The following is a 19,093-nucleotide window of genomic DNA, read 5'->3' on the forward strand; positions in this document are numbered from 1 at the left end:
CCGCACGCTACGCCCAGCGTGCAGCGAACCAAATCCTCCAGGCAAGTCTGTGGCACGAGACGGTGCCCCCATCAGCAGTGAGGCACCAGCACTCGCAGGATGTGTCGGCGCGAGAGCCTGTCGACACCCGAGCAGTCGTAGTACGCCGGCCAATACCGTCGGACTACAATGTGAAGGGGCATAGATCGTGTGGCAGCGGGGTCGCGCTCTCGCCGAAGGGGCCGAGGCCGCGTCGTCGTTCGGCAGGCAAGTCGACAATGTTCAAGCGCCGATTCTCGATTCTGACCAACCCGCGCAGGTTACCCGCAACGCAGGCAAGGCAGTCGTGACCAACCTGCGGCCGCCACTGATGCCAGGGTCGACGTTCGGGAAATATCACCTGCGGCGGCTGATCGGTTCGGGCGGGATGGGCCGGGTATTCGAGGCACTCGACACCACCAAGGGCCGGGTGGTCGCGGTGAAGGTGCTGCCCGAACAGCTCGCCGACGACCCGGTATATCGGGCCAGGTTCCGGCGCGAATCCCACATTGCCGCGCTGCTGCAGGAACCCCATGTCATCCCGATCCACGACTACGGCGAGATCGACGGGCTGCTCTACATCGACATGCGGCTCGTGCAAGGCGAAAGCCTCCGCAACGTGTTGAAAACCCGCGGTCCGCTGCCACCTGAGCAAGCTGTTTCGGTGATCAGCCAGATCGCAGCCGGACTCGACGCCGCACACCACGACGGCCTGGTCCATCGTGACATCAAGCCGGACAACATTCTGCTCACCCATGACGGGTTCGCCTACCTGGCCGACTTCGGCCTGGCCAACACGAACACCGACGAACGCCTGACCCAGACCGGATCGGCGATCGGCTCGTTCAACTACATGGCACCCGAACGTTTCCGAACCGGCCCGGCCACCCCGGCTGTCGACGTGTATGCCCTGGCGTGCGTGTTGCACGAATGCCTGACCGGTACCCGCCCTTACTCGACCGACGGCGGCGACGCCGCCGTCATGCGGGCCCACATGGTCGAACTGCCACCCCGAACGAGCAGCTACGCACCGGGAATCCCGGTCGCGATCGACGCAGTCGTCGCGCGCGGCATGGCGAAGTCGGCCGACGAACGCTATTCCAGCGCCGGCGAACTGGCCGCCGCCGCCCACGCCGCACTTGCACCCTCTGCCGGTGCCGCCGAAGACCATAGTCCCCTCGCCGTACACGAATACGATCCGACCGTCGCGGCGAATCCCACACCCCGGGCGACCTCCACACCCGAGGCGAGAGCCGTTCCGGCGCCCAGACGCCGGCCACGCCGCCTCTGGATCGCCGCTGCCACGGCCGTCGCGGCCCTCGCGGCCGCTGGAGCCTGGCCGCTGCTCCACAACAAGCCCGCACCGCCGACCTCAGAGACGGCGAAATCCGAATTCTTCACCGACGACGACATCGCCCTGCTGAAGAATGTGCAAGATCCGTACAACCGCAGCGTCTGTCGTCACCAGCCCCCACAGGCGATTCTGGGGGAGACGGCCTATCTCACTTGCACCGAGATTCCCGAAATCCGCACGCCCAGAGCGCAGCTCCATCTGTTCCCCAACGCCGAGGCGCTAGGCAAGGCCTATCACGTCGTAGCGTTACAGGGAGCGTTACAGACCAGCAACTGTCCGGACGATCCACCCGGCCGCGACGGCCCCGCGACCAGAGACGGCAGGCAGGTTGGGCGGACGGCTTGCTTCACGGATCCCACGACGACACCACCGACCTCGGGGGTGATCCAAACCGACGACGCGGCCCTGAGCATGGCGGTTTTCTCCTTCCCCGAGTCGGTGGGCGGTAGCGCCCAGTTGTACTGGGCGCTGCACGACATCGGAGACGGAAATTCGCAATTCCTGACTACTCCGAGGGACCCGGACGAATACACCCCGGCCGACCGGAATCTGCTCGACAATCTGCCCAAAGCCTACGACCGACGATACTGTCGACACGAGTCACCCGTCAGCGATGCGACCGCCGCAATTCTATGCTTCGGCATCGAGTCTGGTCCGCCGACAGCAAGGTTCTACCAATTTCCCACCTATCCGAAAGCGACCCAGTTTTTCGATGGTGTCATGAGGAAGTCCGGCGGGCGCGCGTGCGACGGTGCGACGGGTTCCGAGCAACCGTCGAATCGACATGGCACGACCATCAGCCGGTTCACTTGCATCACCGCTCCCGTGCCGACGCTGATTGCGTTGGATCAGAGCAGCGGCATCGCCATCCGACTCTCATCCGTCGGTCCCGATTCCCCCTCGAACCGTCCCAAGACCGAACAGGCGTTGTTCGATTGGTTCAAAAAGAACCTGCTGTAGACGCCGAAGTCTCCGCCGCGTCGGCAAACCAGCGTCGACCATAGGTCGATAACTCGCGTCGTACGGAGTGACCAGGTCGACTGGTTTCGATGCCGATGCAATATGCGAATGGGGTCAGTCCGGGCGGGCCGCTGTCCGTTGCGATTCCCACCAGCACCGGCTGAGGCAGGGTTCGTGGCTCTGGAGAACCACCCCGCCGCCCGTAGAGAAGTCAGTCAGCAGTCGAAGCGAGGGCACTTGAGCATCGGTGGACGCCCGTCGCCGTGGCTATGCGAGGCGGCATCGAACGACGACGTGGAGGCCGCTGGTAGCACCGGTTGCGACTGCGACCCCGACATCCCCAAGACGCTGGGGCCGAGCAGCAGTAGTCCACCGGTAAGCGTCATCGACAACAGGATGCGGCGAGAAGACAGAAACTGAACAAGAGGCATCTGCATCACTTCCCTGGGCGCGGTATCGATCACGTCGTGTATAGGGCCAATCCTCGTCCGTGAACGGATCGCGCGACACCCACCCCAGGGTGAAAAACCGCACCCTCCCTGACTGGCGCGCCGATCGGAATTCGGTCAACAGGGCAACACCGGCTGTGACCGATTTGATGGTCACGCCGAACCGGTACAGGGGTCTGTATTCCCCGGCTGACGACCACCAGCTCGGCGACACGTCGCCGAGCTGGTGGCTGTGCATCAGAACTCGATCAGGTATTCGGGCTAGCCGACAGCTGGTGCGAGGTCACCGCCGATCCGCGCTTCCGACAGGAAATCTGGGAGCGAGACGGACAGGCGGGCGCTGATTTCGGTCAACCCGGACATCAACGCTTGTGCTGGTTCGGTGCCGGTCGTTTGGATGATGATCGGGGCGGGCTGTAGGCCCTCGATCCGTAGTCGACAAAAGTAGTCCGCGTCAGGTTTCGAAAAAGGCTGCGGCGCATCGACCGTCACAAGTATCGAGCGGCCGCTTCGCTGAATCCTCCTGATTACCAAAGCCTTTCCAAATCCGACAGTCATAGCGAGATAGTATGGCCTCGGGTGTATTCAGCCGAATACTGTGGGCGTGTCCGAGAACCAGGCGCGTCCTCGCCGATGACCGCAGGCCGACATTCGCTAACCCTGGTAGGGGTGGTTGGTGAACTGGACGGCACCGGCCTGCGGGAAGTGGGCCGCGTTGACGGTGACGGTGCCGACGAAGTTGTCGTGGCCGGGGCTGAACAGGGCCGAGTAGCCGCTGTTGCCCCAGAAGCCGGGGCCGTTGGCGTGCGCGGTGAAGCTACCGGTTTCGCCGGTATCGACATTGCGGTAGTTCAGGGTGATGTCGAGTGAACACTGACCGACGCCGATCATCTGGGCGGTCACGGTGAAGGCGGCCATGCCCGGATAGGCGTTGCCGTTGACCGACGAGTCGACGATCGCGACGCACGGGCCGTTGGTCAGCGAATAGATTGTCGCGAACTTGCCGCCACTCGCGTCCGCGGAAGCTGGTGCGGCCGTGGCGGTTACAGCCGCCGCGGTCATCACGGCGAGGGAGAAAGCAGTCACGGATCGGATCGAACGCATCATTACCCCCAGTGGTTGATGGTGGTCATGCCGACGCTATGCCGTGCGACGGTACCAGTCTTCCCGTCATCCCATGACCGTTCGGCGCGATGCGATCAGCCGAGGCTGAAGGGTTGGCCCCATAGGGTTTCGGAGTCGTCCATGACGTTGTCGTGCACGGTGACCGTTGTGTAGGCGCGTGCTTCGGCGGCTCCCGCACAACCTTCTATGGACAGTGTGTGGTCAACGTACTGGGTGATGCCCGATGTCCCCGCGAAGGTGTAGTCCTCGATTTCCTTGGTGGCTACCTTGCCGGGCTTCAACTGAACGCTGAGGGAGGGGTCGGCATAGGGCGAGATTCCTGAGTCACCTGCGGTGCCACCGGCATATCCGCCCGCGGTGACGCCGCCGTTGCCCCCGCCGCCCCCGCCGTCGCCGTTGTTGCCACCGTTGTCGGCACCCGCCGGCGCGTCGGTTTTCGGCTGGGGCGGCGGCGTATCGCCGCTGCCGTCCGCGTGTGTGCCACTGCCGAGATCGACTTGGCAGCCAACGAGGTAACCGGTCTCGATCCGACCGCCGCTGACGGTGATATCGGCGGGCACAGTGATGTGCACCGACGTCACGCCGGAAACCCACGCGTTGCGGGAAAGTGGGCTCGCGGCCATCGATCCGGAGATCGTCGCGTGTTCACCGGTGCGGTCGACCGCGACGACAAGGCCATCACGAGTGGTGAACTGATCGTGACCATCGGGCAGGGGGATCGAGGTATCGGCCTGTGCCGCACCGGATGTCACCAGTACGAGGGGTAGGAAGGCGCACGCCGATATCGCGGCGCCCAGTGAACGGCGCATCGCGCTGTTCCTCTCGTTCGATCGCATCACGCCGCTCATCCGACGCTGAACGGGTCGCCGTACAAGGTCACTTCGGCCGACCCCTGGTCGTTGCTCACTGTCAGGGCGCTGAACGCGCGCGCCTGCGCGTATCCGCCGCATCCACTCAGCTGGATGCCGCGATTGCGGTAGGCGATGCCGACGGCACCCGCCGCGGGATCGAGCTTCTTGGTGCCGAACTTCACCACCGCGACACCGCCGGGCACCAGTTTGATACTCGGGGTCAATTCCGGCGACACCGAGCCGGGCGACATGTAGACGTCACCGCCGAGTGACAGCCCGCCGGACAGATCTACCTGGCAGCCGATCAGATAACCGGTCTCCAGACTGCCCGCCGTCGCGCCCGGAGCCGTGGCGTACGCGGTCGCCGACAACTGCGCCGTGCGTGACATGCCGTTGGCGGCGAGGGACTGGGAGATGATCGCGGTCTCACCAGTCCTGGTCAGATCCACCGCAATCCCCGTCGCCGTCGTCAAGGCCTGCTCGCCGTCGGGCAGCGGCACCACCGTATCCGCATGCGCGAACCCACCTGCGAGCATCAGCACCGCCAACCCGACGCTGATACCGGCCGACCACCGGCCGACGCCATCGATCACCCTCATCGAACCCCATCCTCAACTGCCATCAGCTACGGGAGAACCTCGCATGCAAACCTGAGCGTCGGCTGGGAATCAGCAGTGTGGTTGCTGTCGGATCCCGCCACGCCGGGCCAATGGGGCGTGTGCGCTCATAGCTGGCTCCTAACTTGCTCTCATTTTCGACAGAGGTTGGGCCGCAACGATTCTCGTGTCGGGGCGGCAAGGATCGCACCCGACGGATCCAGAACCCGGAGGAAACGTATGGGAATCAAGTCGAAGCTGGTCACGGCGGCTGCGGCGGGCGTAGTGGTGTTCGGCGCACTGGGTGTCGCGGCCGGTGTCGCGAGCGCTGATCAGCCGCAGGGGCCGGCAGCGGGACAGCAGTGTCCGCCGCCGCCCGGCGATCACCAGGGTCCGCCGCCCGGCGACCAGCAGGGTCCGCCGCCCGGGGACCCGCAGGGCCCGCCGCCCGGATGCCCCGCGCCCGGACAGTGATCTGCAGCCCTATGTCCGCAAGGGCATAGGGCATTTTCATGCGGGCGTGCCCGCGTCATCACAACTATGGTGTGGGAGTGCGGATTCGACGGTGGCGGCGCGTGTACCTGGGCGCCGAATACGCGGCACTGTTCTTCGGCGGAACTACCGCGTACAACGCGGTATTACGAGGTAGACCGCCAATTCCCGCGCTGCTCGCATTGGCGGTCGGTGTAACCGGTTACCTGCGGCGTTCTTCGGACTTCGACCGCGCGGCGCTCTGGCGCTCGGAGGCGATTCACAAGCAAGCGCGTTCCATGAGTGCGCTGGCAGGTTCGAACGCGCTGGCGCTCACCGCGGCGGTCGCGGTGCTGCGGCGGGAAAATCTGTTCGAGTTGCCGCGCCGAAATCCCTGGCTGTGGCTGGCAGTCATGGTGCTGTATCCGGTGCTCAGTGTGTACCCGCAGGAGCTGATCTTCCGTTCGTTCCTGTTCCACCGGTACGCGCCGGTCTTCGGCGACGGCGTCGGGTTGGTGGCCGCCAGCGCGATCGCATTCGGTTACGTGCACATCATCTTCGGCAGTTGGCTCTCGGTCGTGCTGAGCGGTGTCGGCGGCTGGATTTTCGCCACGCGCTATTTGCGGACGCAATCGCTGTTCACCGCGTCCGTCGAGCATTCGGTCTACGGAATGCTCATCTTCACAGTCGGTTTGGGGCAGTACTTCTATCACGGTGCCGCTCCGGCGGCGCGCATTCAGCGTTCAGGCGCACCGGCGTGGGGCCTCGATAACGGTGCGCGCCGCATTGGGCGGGATGCGCTGGGCGCGTGAGGCGACGGCGAGCTTCCACGGAATCGTCTCGGCCGCTTCGGAATACACGGTGCCGGTTGCTCGGATGGCGACCGGCCTCGCCATGAGTGCGACGCCGAAATCGTTGGCGGCCAACTCCAATGCGAAAATTTGGTCCGCCACCGAGGAGCGCTACTCTGAGGTGCTCGCCTCGATCTTTACGCTCATCCGAACCACCCGGTGCTGCGACAGCGGATGGCGCTGGGTTTTCTTGGCATGGCGTACTTTTCGCTGGTGTGACCTCGATCGTCTTTCTGCTCGCCGGTACGCATTCCAGTCCGCACCACGACTCGGAGTCCAACCATCGGGCTTGCTCGGTCTGGCGGGGGTGGCTGGTGCGCCGGTGGTAGGCCGATCGCGGATTTCGGCGTGAGGTCACCACAGCGGTCTGGTGACGGTGCTTTCGAGCTTGGCGCTGTTGGCGTGGAGTGGGCACAATGTGGTGGCCTTGATTGCTGGGCTGCTGTTTCGACCTGGGTGTCCAGGGCATCCAGGTGTCGAATCAGAGCGCGATCCATGCCCTCGATCCGGCCGCCCGCAGTAGGCTGACCACCGCGGCGTGCGACGGTTTCTGAAGGGCCGCTAGGTGGTCGCGACCAGGAACTGCTCCGCGGTCGGGGGCCGCAGACCGTCTGTTCTGCCGGCGAAGTAGCGCTGGGTCAGGGTGGTTGTCGAAATGTGTCGTGCCGAAGCGAAACCCGCTGACTCGGCCAGCGCGATCAGTTCATCGGGACTGAACAGGCTGAGGAATGGAACTCCGCTTGCTCGCGCGGCGTTCTCGACGGCCTGCCGTATCGCGCGTTCCTCCGCGTCCAGCAGGTCCAGTGGCAGTTGGAAGGTCATGGCCAAGGTGGAGCCGGATGCGAGGGTCGAGATCCGCTGCAGTGTTTGGACATTCGCTTCGCGTGTGAGGTACATGGAGACACCGGTTTCGGCGACCACCGCGGGACGCGACGGGTCGAAGCCAGCGGAAATGAGCCGGTCCCACCAGGATTCGGCCTCGAAATCGACCGGGACGAGTCGTAGCCATTGCGGAATTCCGTAGCCGAGTTCGTCCAAGCGCTGCCGCTTCCATGCCTGCGGGCCGGGCTGATCTACCTCGAATACGGTTAGGTCGGAAGCGATTTCGGGACGGCGCTGCGCGAAGGTGTCGAGTCCGGCACCCAGGATGACGTACTGATCGACGCCGCGTGCCGCCTGCTCGACCACCAGATCCTCGACGAAACGGGCGCGCGCCACGACGCACGCGCGCGAGAGGCTGGTCGTTTCGGGATTCATATCCCCGCGGGCGCGCCATCCGGCGTCGGGGTCGATCAGCCGCAGCCCGATCTCGTCTTCGAGCACATGTGGCGCCGGATCGATCTCGACGTGCAAGGCGCGCCACAGCGCGACGCGCTCCGCCGTGCTCTCGGGTCCGATCACCTGCTGCATTTCAGCCGACCTTTCCGACCTGCAGACTCCAGACTCGGCCGTCCGGATCCCGCACCGTCATTTCCTTTATCCCGTAATGGGTTTCCTCGAATGGCGTGACCACCTCCACGTCATTGCTCGGCCGGAACGCATCCGGTTCGGTCACCGTCAGCACGAGCTGTGTCTGTGGGGTCTGACTGCGCGGGATCTCGGCGATGAATACATACGGACCATCGCCATTGCGGAACAGTCCGGAGTTGTGGTCGGTGGTGAATTCTGGTTCGAAACCGAGCGCCTGAAAGAACCGCGCCGCCTTGCCCCAGTTGTGCGTCTCGACGAAAACGCCTTCGATACCCTGCGTCGTCATATCGTCTCTCCTTCTTGCGCTCGCCGTTGCTGATCGTGGGTGTCGTCGAGGTATCCGCGCAGTGCCTCCGCCACCAGTGCCGACAGCGACATGCCGGACTCGATCGCCCGGAACTTGACCTGCTTGATCAACCCCACCGGCAAATACACGTTGAACTGCTTCACATCCTCGTCGCCCACATCCCGATGCTAGCATCCTAGGAAGCTAGGAACAAGATCATCATGTGCTGGTGGCGGCGAACGTCGAGAGGCGTGCGCAACCGATGCATGGTGATCTTGATCAGACGCCGGAGTGTGGGGGCATTCGGCGGGCTGCGGGGCGGCGCGATAACTTGAGCGGGTGATCGAGAGTTCGGTATCCACGACGGCGGGGGCATGGCGGGCAGGTGACGGCGTCCCGGTGACGTTGCGGGAGGCGACGGTGGCATGGGCCGTTGCGGCACATGCGGAGCTGTCCCAGATCGCCACGGGGTACGGGAACTTCATCACTGTCGATGAGTTGGCCGAGCGAGTGCAGGAGGCGTCCGGGGTGCAGACGGGTGCGCCGACGCGGACATGGATGGCGGCGATCCTGCGCAAGGTCGCGCGTCGTTGTCACAACGCGGGCGAACCGCCGCTGACCTCGCTGTGCGTGCAGGCGAACCACACCGTCGGCGACACCTACAAGTACGTGCTGGAACTCGCCGGACTGCCGATTCCGAAGGACCTCGAGTTGCACGCCTCCTACGCCCGCTGGCAGTGCTACGAGCACCACGGTGCCGCGATGCCCGCCGAGCTGACCGCCCCGCCGCTGACACCCAAGGTGGCGGGGCGCCGCTCGGCGAACACCACCACCACGCAGGAGGCCAAGCCCGAGCCTGCCCGCGCGGCGGTGTGCGACCAGTGCTTCATCCAGCTGCCTGCCAGCGGTACCTGCCAGTACTGCGTATAGCGGGCGTCAGGGCGCAACGAGCTTCCGGACGCTCAGTGCGCCATCCATATTCGCGTGATATCGGCAGTAGAAGGGGTGCGAGCCGACTTCGTCGGGTGCGGTGAAAGTGATGGTCTGGCCCGGGCCGATCTCGTGATCGAAGAGGCCGGGGCGTTTGCTGGTGATGCTGTGTTTCACCGAATCGAGGTTGACCACCGTGAGCACCGCACCCGGCGTGATGGGGGGCGTGCCGGTGTAGTTCTGATGGTCGATGGTGATGGTGACGGCGGGGATCGGGGCCGGACCCGATGACGTGGGCGGGGCGATTTCCTCCGACGTGCCGCACCCTGCCGCCCACGCGAAGGTGAGTAGACCGATCGCGAGCCCGAGCCGCCACGGCGAGTTTCGAGTGCTGTTCACCTGGACCGGCTGCCCACTATTCGAGCCGCCATGCCCAAAGGCTATAACAAGTTGGCGAGGTTGCTGGGGCATGCGTGACGGTGTTTAGGCCACAGCCGAAACATGGTGGGGGTGCCGCTCGCCGATTCCTAGGCTGCTGAACAGCGCGGATTCAGGAGACGGCGATGGTGGACGAAGTGGTGGCGCGGCCCGTATGGCCGGCGCTGGGACGGCTGAGCGTTGGTGCGGTGGTGGCCGGGCGGTGGAAACGGTGGTGGCCGAACGGGCTGCGCTGGACGGCGACATCGGCGGCCACCGATCAACTGTTGCGCGTGGATCCGGTCCTCGCGGTGATGGTGCGAGGTCCGCGATGATCGCGGGTACCGTGAGGTGCCTGAGCACGACGACGCGGGGCGGCGTATGAAGCGGATCTATTGCACACCAGAGGATCTGACGCGGATCCGGATCGGGGCACCCCTCGGTGCGATGGGCGAAACAATGCTGGCCACCCGGGTGGTGCAGCGCACCGACGCGCCGCTGTACAACGGCTGGCGCGGGCAGGTGCGGCGCGCGATGCCGGACAACTTCGGCGTGCTCGCGGATATCTTCCCGGGCGTGCACCACTTCGTCGACCTGATCACACCGACTCGTGGTGCACGGTCGATGTCGGCCGGAATCGAGGCATTGCATCTGGCCTCCCGTGACGAACTCCGCCGCGAGGTAGAGCACGCGGCTCGCCGGCGCGCGCTGACCGACCAGGCGCTCCCCGCGTGGACGCAGGACCTGTACGACCGCGATAGCGCCGCTCGCCGCGATGTCGCACGCGCCGTCGAGGCGTTCCATGCGGTGGCATTCGCTGGTCGGTGGGCACATATGCAGTCGTATCTGGAGGTGGCGGCCGAGCGGATGGCCCGCACCATTGCCGCCGAGGGTGTAGAACGGCTCTTCGCCGGGCTGGCGCCCTTCGCGCGGTGGCGGGCGCCCGCGCTCGAGGTGCTCACTCCGATCGAATGCCACGACGAACAGCTCGACGGACGCGGCCTGATCATCATTCCCTCGCTGTTCATCTGGCCCGGGCCGAAGCTGCTGAAGTCCACGATCGATAAGGACGCGCCGATGACGCTGGTGGTCCCGGTGCTGCGCGATATCGCCGATTTCGCCACGGCATGGGGTCCGCGTGCGATCAACGAGGCGTTGACCGCGCTGCTCGGCCGGACGCGCGCTGCCGCGCTGCAGGAGATCGCCGAGGGCTGCACGACCACCGAACTCGCACGCAGACTTGGTGTTTCACCCGCGACGGCCAGTGAACACGCATCGATACTGCGTGCGGCCGGGCTCGTCGAGAGCTGGCGGCATCGCAATTCGATGCGGCATCAGGCGACGACCTTGGGTATCGCATTGCTCGATGGTGATCTCGACGGTGGTGTGCGCATTGCTTAGTCCCGCGCCAGTATCGTCGGGCGGGTGCAGCTCATAACCGACCGTAAGACCGTGCTCCGGATGGGTGCCGGTCTGGTCGCCGGATCGGCGCTGGTCGTCGCGGGTGCCAATATCCGATTGTGGCTGGTATCGGCCGGATATCGGTCCGGACCCGCGGCCGCGCCGACGGTTCCGGTGGTGATCGTGCCGGGCGCGAAGGTCGGGCCCGATGGTGCGCCGATGGCCTATCTGCGCGGCCGACTCGATGTCGCGATCGAACTGCTGCGGGCCGGAAAGGTACGTGAGATTCTCGTATCCGGTGATGCGGCGGGCACATCCGGCGACGAAATCGCTTCGATGACAAAGTATCTCGCGGACCACGGCATCGATCCGGCGGTGGTGCGCTGCGATGGCGAAGGCTTGTCGACCCGGGCGACGTGCGCTCGCGCCAAGAATTTGTTCGGCATCGATCGTGCCATCATCGTCACGCAATACCAGCATCTGCCGCGGGCGGTCGCATTGTGCCGCGGCGCGGGCATCGATGGCCACGGTGTCGTCGCGTATTGTGAGTGCAGGCGAAAAACTCTTGTGCGCAACACTATTCGTGAATGGTTGGCCGCGCCCAAGGCGGTCGCCGCGCTGATCTGACGCTGATCCGAACCCTAGCGGGGGTCTGGAAGCGCGGGGTCCATCGGATCGACCGGACCACCGGGATTCGGGATCGGTGGCGGTCGCATCGGATCCGGCTGTGGCCGAGGATCGGGGATCGGCGGCTCCGGTGTCGGGCCGGGCTGCGGCGGCATCGGGTCCGGCGAGGGGCCGGGCACCGGCTCGGGACCGGGCTCCGGTGGTCTCGGGTCCGGCGAGGGACCGGGCACCGGCTCAGGGCCTGGCCTCGGCGGAATCGGCTGCGGCGCCGGACCAGGGAGCGGTTCCGGCTCCGGATGCGGTTCGGGCCCCGGCACCGGTTCGGGCATGGGCTTCGGCGGCACCGGATCCGGGATCGGCGTCGGTGGTACCGGGTCCGGAATCGGCGTCGGCGGGATAGGACTCGGATCCGGTGGTACGGGACGAGTCATGTGCATACCTCCTCGGCACAGCGATACCCATCCGATGGCGGGTGAATCAGCCGACGGGATCCAGGCGCGGTGACCCCGCGCATCGATTTGTTCCCTTCCCGGCCGGGATCGGTCGAGCGGGTTCCCGGCTGCGATTCGCGGTGCCGGTCGAGGAGATCCGCAATCTGCCGGTGCTCACGTAGAACGACCTAGCTGCATTCCCGGTGTATCTCGCCTGCCGCGCTCAATTGGTTCGGGCGGCGTATCCGAGCGGCAACTTCTGTGGCGGACAGTTGATCACCGTATCGTCGTCGAGATCCCGGGTTTCCAGGAAGGTGATGCGTCCGGACGCGGCGACCAGGGTGAGCGGGTAGGTCGGTCCCTTCTCGCGGTCGGCGATGATCGCGTCAAGATTGTCCTCGCATCGGGTGAGGGTGCTTTCGGGATAGTCGAGCATCCATTGCGGGTAGGAGATCGTGGTGTGCACCCGACGGTCGCCGAGCCAGATGATGAGCACCGTGGTAGTTCCGGTCGGCTCCACCCAGGCGATCTTGTACAGATCGTCATTGAGCTGGACCAGCTTCGCCGCCTGATTCTTGGCCCAGCGCCCGAGCATCGGTCCCATCAGACTTCGCGTTTCGATCGTCTGCGGGCCCCGCACGTACAGCTCGTATTTCCAGCCGTTCTCATAGGCGTAGATGAGATGTTTGCCGACAATTCCGGAGAGATCGCCGGTTAGTGCCGAGACCGTGTTCGCTGACTGCTGCGCGCTCATCGGTAACTCCTCTCGGTCGACCAACGCGGTCGGTACCTGCGTCTTTGTTGTCAGCCTAATCACCGGCGCGAGCATTGCGAATGGTTTGCCGGGAACGGCGCAGTCATATCCGAGCGGCCGCGTAGAGGACCTCGCGCATCCCGGGCAGTGATTCCTGATCCGCGCGCCACACCAGCCGCAGACTCAGATCGGGCACCGGGAAGTCCAAGCGGACGAGCGTGCCCTGCGCAAGGCCATCGGCGACCGCGAACTCGGGCAGCAGGGATATGCCGAGCCCGTGCTCGGCCCAGGCCCGCATGACCGGAACCGCACCGGCCCTCACTCGCCGCGGACCCGAGCCGAGTACCTTTTCACCCGCCATCCAGAACGAGCATTCGGGCACATTGACCAGCAGCCGTTCATCGACGAGGTCGGCGGGCGTCAGACCGGACCGCGCCGTCAGCGGGTGCGTCGGCGCGGCGACCAGGGCCAGCGGCACCGGGTCCAGGTCGAGGAACGCCAGCGGTTCGGCGGGGGCCGGGAAACCCAGATCACCAACGGCGCCACCGGAATCCAGCAGCAGTGCCGCGTCGAGATCGCCGCCGATCACATCGGCGAGCAGACCGTCGCGGGCGCGATCCGAGCGCACCTCGACCTCGATATCGGGCCGTCGCTCGGCCAGTCGCGCCAGCACCTGCGGCACATACGCGCCCGCGAGGGTTTCCAGCGCCCCGAGTCGCAGGACCGGTCGTTCTTCCCGCACGTCGCGCGCCGCCTGCTCTGCCTGTTCGAGCAGCCGCCGCGCCCAGCCGGTGAGCCGCTGGCCTGCCGGTGTGAGCCGCATGCCTTTGGGGTCGCGCACGAAAAGTGACACTCCGAGCGCGGTTTCGAGGGTGCGGATCTGCTGGGACACCGACGACGGTGCGAGCTCGAGCGCGACCGCGGCATCGGTGACCGTGCGGTGGCGCACCACGGCCTCGAAGGTCCGCAGCTGACGTAACTCCATGGCCTGGCCAACAGCGGCGCAGCATTCGGATATTCCGAATGCGGTATGCGCCGCAGCCGGTGGAGCCGTCGTGCCCGTCCGGCGAGAGTCGATCGGGTCATCGAACGAGCCGAGGAGTTGTCGCATCGGATGAGCATTCTGCAATCGCGGGCGAATACGTCCGCCACGTCGAATAGGGCACTGCTGGGGATATCCCTCGGGTACTTCATGGTGCTGTTGGATATGACGGTGCTTTCGGTCGCCGAGCCGGATCTGGCGGCGTCCCTGCACACCTCGGTCGCCGGACTGCAATGGGCGACCACCGGCTATACCGTCGCCTTCGCCGCGCTGCTGCTCTCCGCGGGTGCGGTCGCCGATCGCCATGGTGCGCATCGGGTATTCCGTTTCGGCACAGCGGCTTTCGGTTTGGTCTCGCTGCTGAGCGCCTTCGCGCCGAACCTCTGGGTGCTCGTCGCGCTGCGGGTGCTGTTGGGCGTTTCGGCGGCGGCGTGCGTGCCGGCATCGATGGCGATGATCACGCAGCTCTATCCGGATCCGGGCCGCCGCGCACGTGCGATTTCGACGTGGGCGGCGATCAGCGGCGCGGCGGTCGCGGCGGGGCCGATCGTGGGTGGCGCACTGGTGGGCCTGGCCGGGTGGCGGTCGATATTCGTTGTCAATGTTCCCATCGCGGTGTTCGTATTGGTGCTGAGCATGGGATCCGCGGTGACCTGTGCGCACGGTGATCGCCGCATCGACTGGCCGGCGCAGTTGACCGCGGCCGTCGCGCTGGCGCTGTGCACCGATGCGCTGATCGCGGCGGGTGCGCTGTCGTGGGGGCACACGGCGTGGTCGCTGAGCGGCGCGGTGCTGGCGGCGATCATCTTCGCCTGTCTCGAACGACGCAGTGCCACACCGGTATTGAATCGGGAACTGTTGCGCGCGGACCGCGTGCGGGCGGGGCTGCTGGTGGGTGCGGCGGTGAATTTCGCGCTCACCGGGGCACTGTTCGTCCTGCCATTGCTGCTGCAGCGACATCTGAATCCAATGCAGACCGGGCTCGCCTTCCTGCCGCTCACCGTGCCGTTCGCCGTCATCCCGCCGCTCGCAGGCAAACTCGTGGCCCGCGTCGGACCGCGCCGACCGATCCTGACCGGACTCGGCCTGCTCGCGACGGGTGGTGTGGTGTTGGCGGTTGCGGTGTTCGTGGACCTCGGCTATCCGGTGCTGGCGGTCGGCCTGCTGTTGTCGGGATTCGGTGTCGCCTTTGCCCTTCCGGCGTTGGTCACCGCCATTGTCAACGTGGCACCTCCGGGGACTGCCGGCTCGGTCGGCGGTCTGCTCAACGCCGTCCGACAAGTCGGCGCGACCCTCGGTGTCGCGATCATGGGCGCGCTCGTCACCCCCGGCATCGGCTGGTCCTTGCTGATCTCCGCAGCGGTCTGTGCACTCGCCTGCATCGTCTTCGGCTATCACCGCGCCGCCGAATCCTGACGTCGGTGAAGCGGAGCGCGGCCACGAAGTACGGTGTCGAATTGCTGGCCCGCAGCACGCGCGCACATTCGCTGCCCGGCTCGCCGAGTTCGACGATGGTTGACCATGCGCGGTTCGGCGGTGCATGGTTGGCCGATGACCGGCGAAGAGGTCCGTGCGGGTGTAAAGCTGACCAATCTCGACGCACCACTGTTCGACGGTGCCGACGCGACGAAGCGCGATCTGATCGACTATCTCGAATTCGTCGGTGATCGACTGGTCGGACAACTGCGCGATCGCCCGCTCTCGGTGGTGCGCATCCGGCCTGGCCAGGAACCGTTCATGCAGAAGAATCTGCCGAAATACACCCCGGACTGGGTGCGTCGGGTGACGGTATGGGCCGAGACTTCCAAACGCGAAGTGACCTACGCGCTCTGCGATGACGTGCCCACATTGCTGTGGTTCGGCAATCAGCGCGCGGTCGAATATCACCCGACCCTGCTGCCGGCCGATCACAGCGCGGGCCCGACCCACCTGATCCTGGATCTCGATCCACCCGAGGGCGGCCCCTTCCGGCAGGTCGTGCTTGCCGCCGAACTGATCAGGCAGGCGCTCGCCGATGACGGACTCGCGGGAGCGGTGAAGACCAGCGGCGCAAAAGGTGTGCACGTCTTCGTACCGATCCAGGCGCGCATTCCGATCGAGGATGTCGCCGCCGCCACCCGGGCGATCGCGGCCAGGGCCGAACGCATCGATCCGGATCTGGCCACCACCGCATTCATCCGCGAGGACCGCGCGGGCAAGGTCTTCCTGGATTCGACGCGGGCGGGCGGTGCGACCGTCGTCGCGGCCTACAGCCCGCGCGTGCGTCCGGATGTGCCGGTGTCCTTCCCGATCGAATGGGCTCAGCTCGCAGATATCAGTCCGGGCGACTTCACTGTGCGTACCGCACCGAAGCACCTGGGCGATCGGGATCCGTGGGCGCAGGAAATGCCCGCACCACAAGCCTTGCCTCCCGATCTCATCGAGGAAGGCCACACCATCCCGGTGGCTCGGGTCCAAGCGATGCACGAGGGCAAGCGCCGGGCCCGGGCCCGTAGGCAGAGTTAGCTTTTCAGTGCTCGACGACGGTGCGGAAGTGCGCCGCCCCATCGGTGATCGCGTCGACGGTGACCAGAACCCGGAATTCGACGCCGTCATCGGTGACCGTGCAGACCTCCGTCGCGCCGATATCGGCGTCGAGGGAGTCGGGGCAATGCAGGTCCCGCGGGGTGTGCCCGGTCTGGTCGGTGAAATCGATGGCGACCCGCCGGGCGAGCTGTGAACTGGAGATCGCGTCCATGTCGTCGTCATCATTGCCCCAGCCGACGGAGGTTTGGGCGAAGCTGCCGAGAATGCCGACGATGAGCATGACGATCAGCAGCGTCCGGCCGCCGCTGGAGAGCACCAGCGGGCGGGTCGGCGACTGAGCAGGTTCGGGCCCACCCGTCACCCGAGCACCACCCGTCATCGAATTGCCTGTATATGTCGGACCGGATGGGGCTGCCTGCTTATCGCCGAAAACACCCTTCAGGTACGTCGGGGTCAGCAGGTACGCATAGGCGGACACCCGCATCTCGATGCGCAGCACCGCCGAAGTGGCCTCGAAGATCGCTCCCGGCATCCGTCCGGTGATCAGAACGATCAGCCACAGAATGAACGAGATGATCCCCCATCCGGTGGTGAACCAGCCCGACAGCACCAGGATCGGGAAGGCCAGGATGAGCCGGAAAAGCACAGCGAGCCGGTTCAACGGCGTGGGCGCGGGGAACAGCAGTCGGATCGGATAGTCCGGCGCGGTCCAGGCGAATGGCGGGTAGTCGTCGACCAGCAACATGGCGTAGCCGTGCACCCGCACGGTGTATCCGTAATACCCGCGCAGGAACTCACCGCACCAGTCGGGCAATCGGCCGAGCACCAGCGCACCGAACCAGCCGCAGACGATCACCACGAAAGCGGCGATGCTCAGGAACCAGAGCACGATCAGCTGGGGTATGGCCAACAGCAGTCGCAGCAGAACGGTCCAGCGGCGGTGTTGCTCCGGCGGAAAGACATCCAGTTCGACCAATGGTTCGCTAATGGTCGGTGATCCTTCTTTCATTACCACGGCGATCCACTCACTTCCTTCGTCCAGCGGAATTGTCCAGAACTCGGATGAGTGAGATCGAATGTAGCCCGTGGATTGCCAATAGATCGGCAACCGCGCCGACCGAGCCGGACCGCGGTGCGACGAGCTCTCTGTTAAGGGATCTTAAATAGCCGTCTCCGGACAGGCGCCGCCGATGGGCACGGCGCACAATTCCGTTGTCGGAGAGAACGATCCGCTCCCGACAGTACGGGTCCTCAGTGGATCTGGTGAGACAGTTGTCAGCGGAGGAACCAGTGCCCCAACATGTGACCGTGATTCATAGAGTGCGCGGTGTCGACGTCCCCTACCTGGAGCGTATCGACCACAATGCCAATGTCGTCACCTACGTTTGCGCCAAGGATCTGATCGATGGAATTCCGCGGCATGCGGCCGCCGCCGTCGAATTACTCGAAGATATGGCGAACGCGCCAGATGCCGTGCGCGCGCTCGCGGCTCGATTCGGAACGCCGGACCGCATTGTCGCGCTGCACGAATTCGATTTGCTGATCGCGGCCCAGTTGCGGCGGGAATTCGATATCGCGGGTGACAGTCCGGACTATGTGCTCCCGTTTCGCGACAAACTGGTGATGGGTGCGACGGTCGCCACCGCGGGCGTGCCGGCTCCCGCCTTTACCCACGTCGGCGATGTCGAATCGATCATGGACTTCGCCGCGGTGCACGGCTTTCCGCTCATCCTCAAACCCCGTCTCGGCGCCGGGAGCAAGGACGTCATTCGGCTGAACTCCATCGATGATTGCGCGGCATTGCCCGATCTGAGCGCGGAACCGTTTCTCGTACAACGTTTCTGCTCGGACGAGGTCGGTGCCATCGACGGCGTGTGGACCGGCAGTGAGCTCGGTCCGTGGCGGGCTTCGCAGTATCTCGGCAACTGTCTCGAATTCGCCAATGGTGGCACAACCCTCGGTTACGTCGAGCTCGACGATCCGGAATTGCTCGAGCCGCTGGCGAGCTTCGCCGAGGCGGTGCTCACCGCGCTCAGCGCCGACGTGCCGACGGTCTTCCACCTCGAATTCTTCCTCGGCCGCCTCGGTGCAGCGCCGCGCATCCAGTTCCTCGAAGTGGCCGCGCGAGCCACGGGTGGCGAAACCACCCACATGTGGCGGGAGGTGCACGGCTACGACCTGCTCGGTGCGGCGGTCGATATCCAACTTGGCCGGATTCCCGCCACCGATCCGCTCAGTGATGCATCGGTAGCCGGTGAATTGCTCATCCACCCACTGGTGACCCCACCGTGCACCGTGGTGGACGTCCAGCTCCACGTACCGCAACAGCATGCGCCGTACCATGTCTCGGTCCCACAGCCGGGGACGACCATCACCCAGACCTTCGGCTACGCCGATATCGGTGCCGCGTTCCGTTTCCGGGGCAACTCCACGATGGAGGTCATGGACGCACTGCGACGCACTGCGGCGGGATTCCGGATGGATTGCGTAGCATACGATCCGGCCGCCGACCCGGCCATCGCCTGAGTCGCGGG

General features: G+C 65.5%; 22 protein-coding genes. 10 read left to right on the top strand and 12 right to left on the bottom strand.

Going from position 1 to position 19,093, the window contains the following annotated elements:
• Positions 1-187 precede the first annotated feature (187 nt).
• A complete protein-coding gene (locus ACQPYR_RS09735; protein WP_433630191.1) occupies positions 188-2,332 on the top strand; it encodes a serine/threonine-protein kinase in 2,145 nt (714 codons plus the stop codon).
• 710 nt (positions 2,333-3,042) lie between these two features.
• Here the strand turns inward: ACQPYR_RS09735 and ACQPYR_RS09740 are convergent.
• The 4 genes from ACQPYR_RS09740 to ACQPYR_RS09755 all read right to left on the bottom strand — a co-directional run bounded on the left by ACQPYR_RS09740 (position 3,043) and on the right by ACQPYR_RS09755 (position 5,356).
• The gene (locus ACQPYR_RS09740; protein WP_433630193.1) at positions 3,043-3,339 is read right to left on the bottom strand and encodes a hypothetical protein; all 297 of its coding nucleotides are present in this window, start codon (positions 3,337-3,339) and stop codon (positions 3,043-3,045) included.
• Positions 3,340-3,435: 96 nt separating this feature from the next.
• Positions 3,436-3,867 carry a hypothetical protein gene (locus ACQPYR_RS09745; protein ID WP_433630195.1) on the bottom strand — a complete coding sequence of 144 codons (432 nt, stop codon included), beginning with the start codon at positions 3,865-3,867 and terminating at the stop codon, positions 3,436-3,438.
• A gap of 113 nt (positions 3,868-3,980) precedes the next feature.
• Positions 3,981-4,715: an MspA family porin gene (locus ACQPYR_RS09750; protein WP_433630198.1), complete on the bottom strand. Its 735-nt coding sequence runs from the start codon at positions 4,713-4,715 to the stop codon at positions 3,981-3,983.
• A 35-nt stretch (positions 4,716-4,750) separates the two neighbouring features.
• On the bottom strand, positions 4,751-5,356 hold the full coding sequence (locus ACQPYR_RS09755; RefSeq protein ID WP_433630200.1) for an MspA family porin: 606 nt from the start codon (positions 5,354-5,356) through the stop codon (positions 4,751-4,753).
• Positions 5,357-5,593: 237 nt separating this feature from the next.
• Between ACQPYR_RS09755 and ACQPYR_RS09760 the strand changes: the two genes are divergently transcribed.
• Together ACQPYR_RS09760 and ACQPYR_RS09765 are read left to right on the top strand one after the other, a co-directional pair.
• Positions 5,594-5,827, top strand: a complete 234-nt coding sequence (locus tag ACQPYR_RS09760; protein ID WP_433630203.1) for a hypothetical protein — start codon at positions 5,594-5,596, stop codon at positions 5,825-5,827.
• Between the two features lie 77 nt (positions 5,828-5,904).
• Complete coding sequence (locus ACQPYR_RS09765; protein WP_433630205.1) at positions 5,905-6,636, top strand: CPBP family intramembrane glutamic endopeptidase; 732 nt, start codon at positions 5,905-5,907, stop codon at positions 6,634-6,636.
• A gap of 600 nt (positions 6,637-7,236) precedes the next feature.
• Here ACQPYR_RS09765 and ACQPYR_RS09770 read toward each other — a convergent pair.
• Genes ACQPYR_RS09770 through ACQPYR_RS09780 form a run of 3 tightly spaced genes read right to left on the bottom strand, consistent with a single transcriptional unit; the run spans position 7,237 to position 8,610 of the window.
• Entirely contained in the window at positions 7,237-8,085 is an 849-nt protein-coding gene (locus tag ACQPYR_RS09770; RefSeq protein WP_433630208.1) for a class I SAM-dependent methyltransferase, read from the bottom strand.
• A gap of 1 nt (position 8,086) precedes the next feature.
• Positions 8,087-8,431 (bottom strand): VOC family protein, encoded by a 345-nt coding sequence (locus tag ACQPYR_RS09775; protein WP_433630211.1) that lies wholly within the window; start codon positions 8,429-8,431, stop codon positions 8,087-8,089.
• Positions 8,428-8,610, bottom strand: coding sequence for a CopG family transcriptional regulator (locus tag ACQPYR_RS09780; protein ID WP_433630214.1), 183 nt, complete (start codon positions 8,608-8,610; stop codon positions 8,428-8,430). The genes ACQPYR_RS09775 and ACQPYR_RS09780 overlap by 4 nt, the downstream gene beginning before the upstream one ends.
• Positions 8,611-8,770: 160 nt before the next feature.
• Here ACQPYR_RS09780 and ACQPYR_RS09785 point away from each other — a divergent pair, with 160 nt between their 5' ends.
• Positions 8,771-9,361 (top strand): hypothetical protein, encoded by a 591-nt coding sequence (locus ACQPYR_RS09785; RefSeq protein WP_433630216.1) that lies wholly within the window; start codon positions 8,771-8,773, stop codon positions 9,359-9,361.
• Between the two features lie 6 nt (positions 9,362-9,367).
• On the opposite strand, the gene ACQPYR_RS09790 is transcribed toward ACQPYR_RS09785, so the two are convergent.
• Positions 9,368-9,760, bottom strand: coding sequence for a cupredoxin domain-containing protein (locus tag ACQPYR_RS09790; RefSeq protein ID WP_433630219.1), 393 nt, complete (start codon positions 9,758-9,760; stop codon positions 9,368-9,370).
• Between the two features lie 164 nt (positions 9,761-9,924).
• On the opposite strand from ACQPYR_RS09790, the gene ACQPYR_RS09795 reads away from it, so the two are divergent.
• Genes ACQPYR_RS09795 through ACQPYR_RS09805 form a run of 3 tightly spaced genes read left to right on the top strand, consistent with a single transcriptional unit; the run spans position 9,925 to position 11,806 of the window.
• Positions 9,925-10,113: a hypothetical protein gene (locus ACQPYR_RS09795; RefSeq protein ID WP_387289649.1), complete on the top strand. Its 189-nt coding sequence runs from the start codon at positions 9,925-9,927 to the stop codon at positions 10,111-10,113.
• A gap of 16 nt (positions 10,114-10,129) precedes the next feature.
• The gene (locus ACQPYR_RS09800; RefSeq protein ID WP_433630223.1) at positions 10,130-11,179 is read left to right on the top strand and encodes an ArsR/SmtB family transcription factor; all 1,050 of its coding nucleotides are present in this window, start codon (positions 10,130-10,132) and stop codon (positions 11,177-11,179) included.
• Positions 11,180-11,203: 24 nt separating this feature from the next.
• Positions 11,204-11,806: a SanA/YdcF family protein gene (locus ACQPYR_RS09805; protein WP_433630226.1), complete on the top strand. Its 603-nt coding sequence runs from the start codon at positions 11,204-11,206 to the stop codon at positions 11,804-11,806.
• 14 nt (positions 11,807-11,820) lie between these two features.
• Here ACQPYR_RS09805 and ACQPYR_RS09810 read toward each other — a convergent pair whose 3' ends face one another.
• The 3 genes from ACQPYR_RS09810 to ACQPYR_RS09820 form a co-directional block, all read right to left on the bottom strand.
• Positions 11,821-12,237: a hypothetical protein gene (locus ACQPYR_RS09810; protein WP_433630229.1), complete on the bottom strand. Its 417-nt coding sequence runs from the start codon at positions 12,235-12,237 to the stop codon at positions 11,821-11,823.
• Positions 12,238-12,460: 223 nt separating this feature from the next.
• Positions 12,461-12,991, bottom strand: coding sequence for a phenolic acid decarboxylase (locus tag ACQPYR_RS09815; RefSeq protein WP_433630231.1), 531 nt, complete (start codon positions 12,989-12,991; stop codon positions 12,461-12,463).
• 103 nt (positions 12,992-13,094) lie between these two features.
• Entirely contained in the window at positions 13,095-14,102 is a 1,008-nt protein-coding gene (locus ACQPYR_RS09820; RefSeq protein ID WP_433630234.1) for a LysR family transcriptional regulator, read from the bottom strand.
• A gap of 3 nt (positions 14,103-14,105) precedes the next feature.
• Between ACQPYR_RS09820 and ACQPYR_RS09825 the strand changes: the two genes are divergently transcribed.
• Together ACQPYR_RS09825 and ACQPYR_RS09830 are read left to right on the top strand one after the other, a co-directional pair.
• Positions 14,106-15,449, top strand: a complete 1,344-nt coding sequence (locus ACQPYR_RS09825) for an MFS transporter (RefSeq protein WP_433630237.1) — start codon at positions 14,106-14,108, stop codon at positions 15,447-15,449.
• A gap of 135 nt (positions 15,450-15,584) precedes the next feature.
• Complete coding sequence (locus ACQPYR_RS09830; protein ID WP_433630240.1) at positions 15,585-16,538, top strand: DNA polymerase domain-containing protein; 954 nt, start codon at positions 15,585-15,587, stop codon at positions 16,536-16,538.
• Between the two features lie 4 nt (positions 16,539-16,542).
• Here the strand turns inward: ACQPYR_RS09830 and ACQPYR_RS09835 are convergent, their stop codons facing one another.
• Positions 16,543-17,568 (bottom strand): DUF4389 domain-containing protein, encoded by a 1,026-nt coding sequence (locus ACQPYR_RS09835; RefSeq protein WP_433630243.1) that lies wholly within the window; start codon positions 17,566-17,568, stop codon positions 16,543-16,545.
• A gap of 299 nt (positions 17,569-17,867) precedes the next feature.
• Here ACQPYR_RS09835 and ACQPYR_RS09840 point away from each other — a divergent pair, with 299 nt between their 5' ends.
• The gene (locus ACQPYR_RS09840) at positions 17,868-19,085 is read left to right on the top strand and encodes an ATP-grasp domain-containing protein (protein ID WP_433630246.1); all 1,218 of its coding nucleotides are present in this window, start codon (positions 17,868-17,870) and stop codon (positions 19,083-19,085) included.
• Positions 19,086-19,093 lie beyond the last annotated feature (8 nt).

Origin of the sequence: Nocardia sp. CA-120079 (assembly GCF_050955745.1) — a bacterium.
In the GTDB taxonomy this organism is placed as follows: Bacteria; Actinomycetota; Actinomycetes; order Mycobacteriales; family Mycobacteriaceae; genus Nocardia.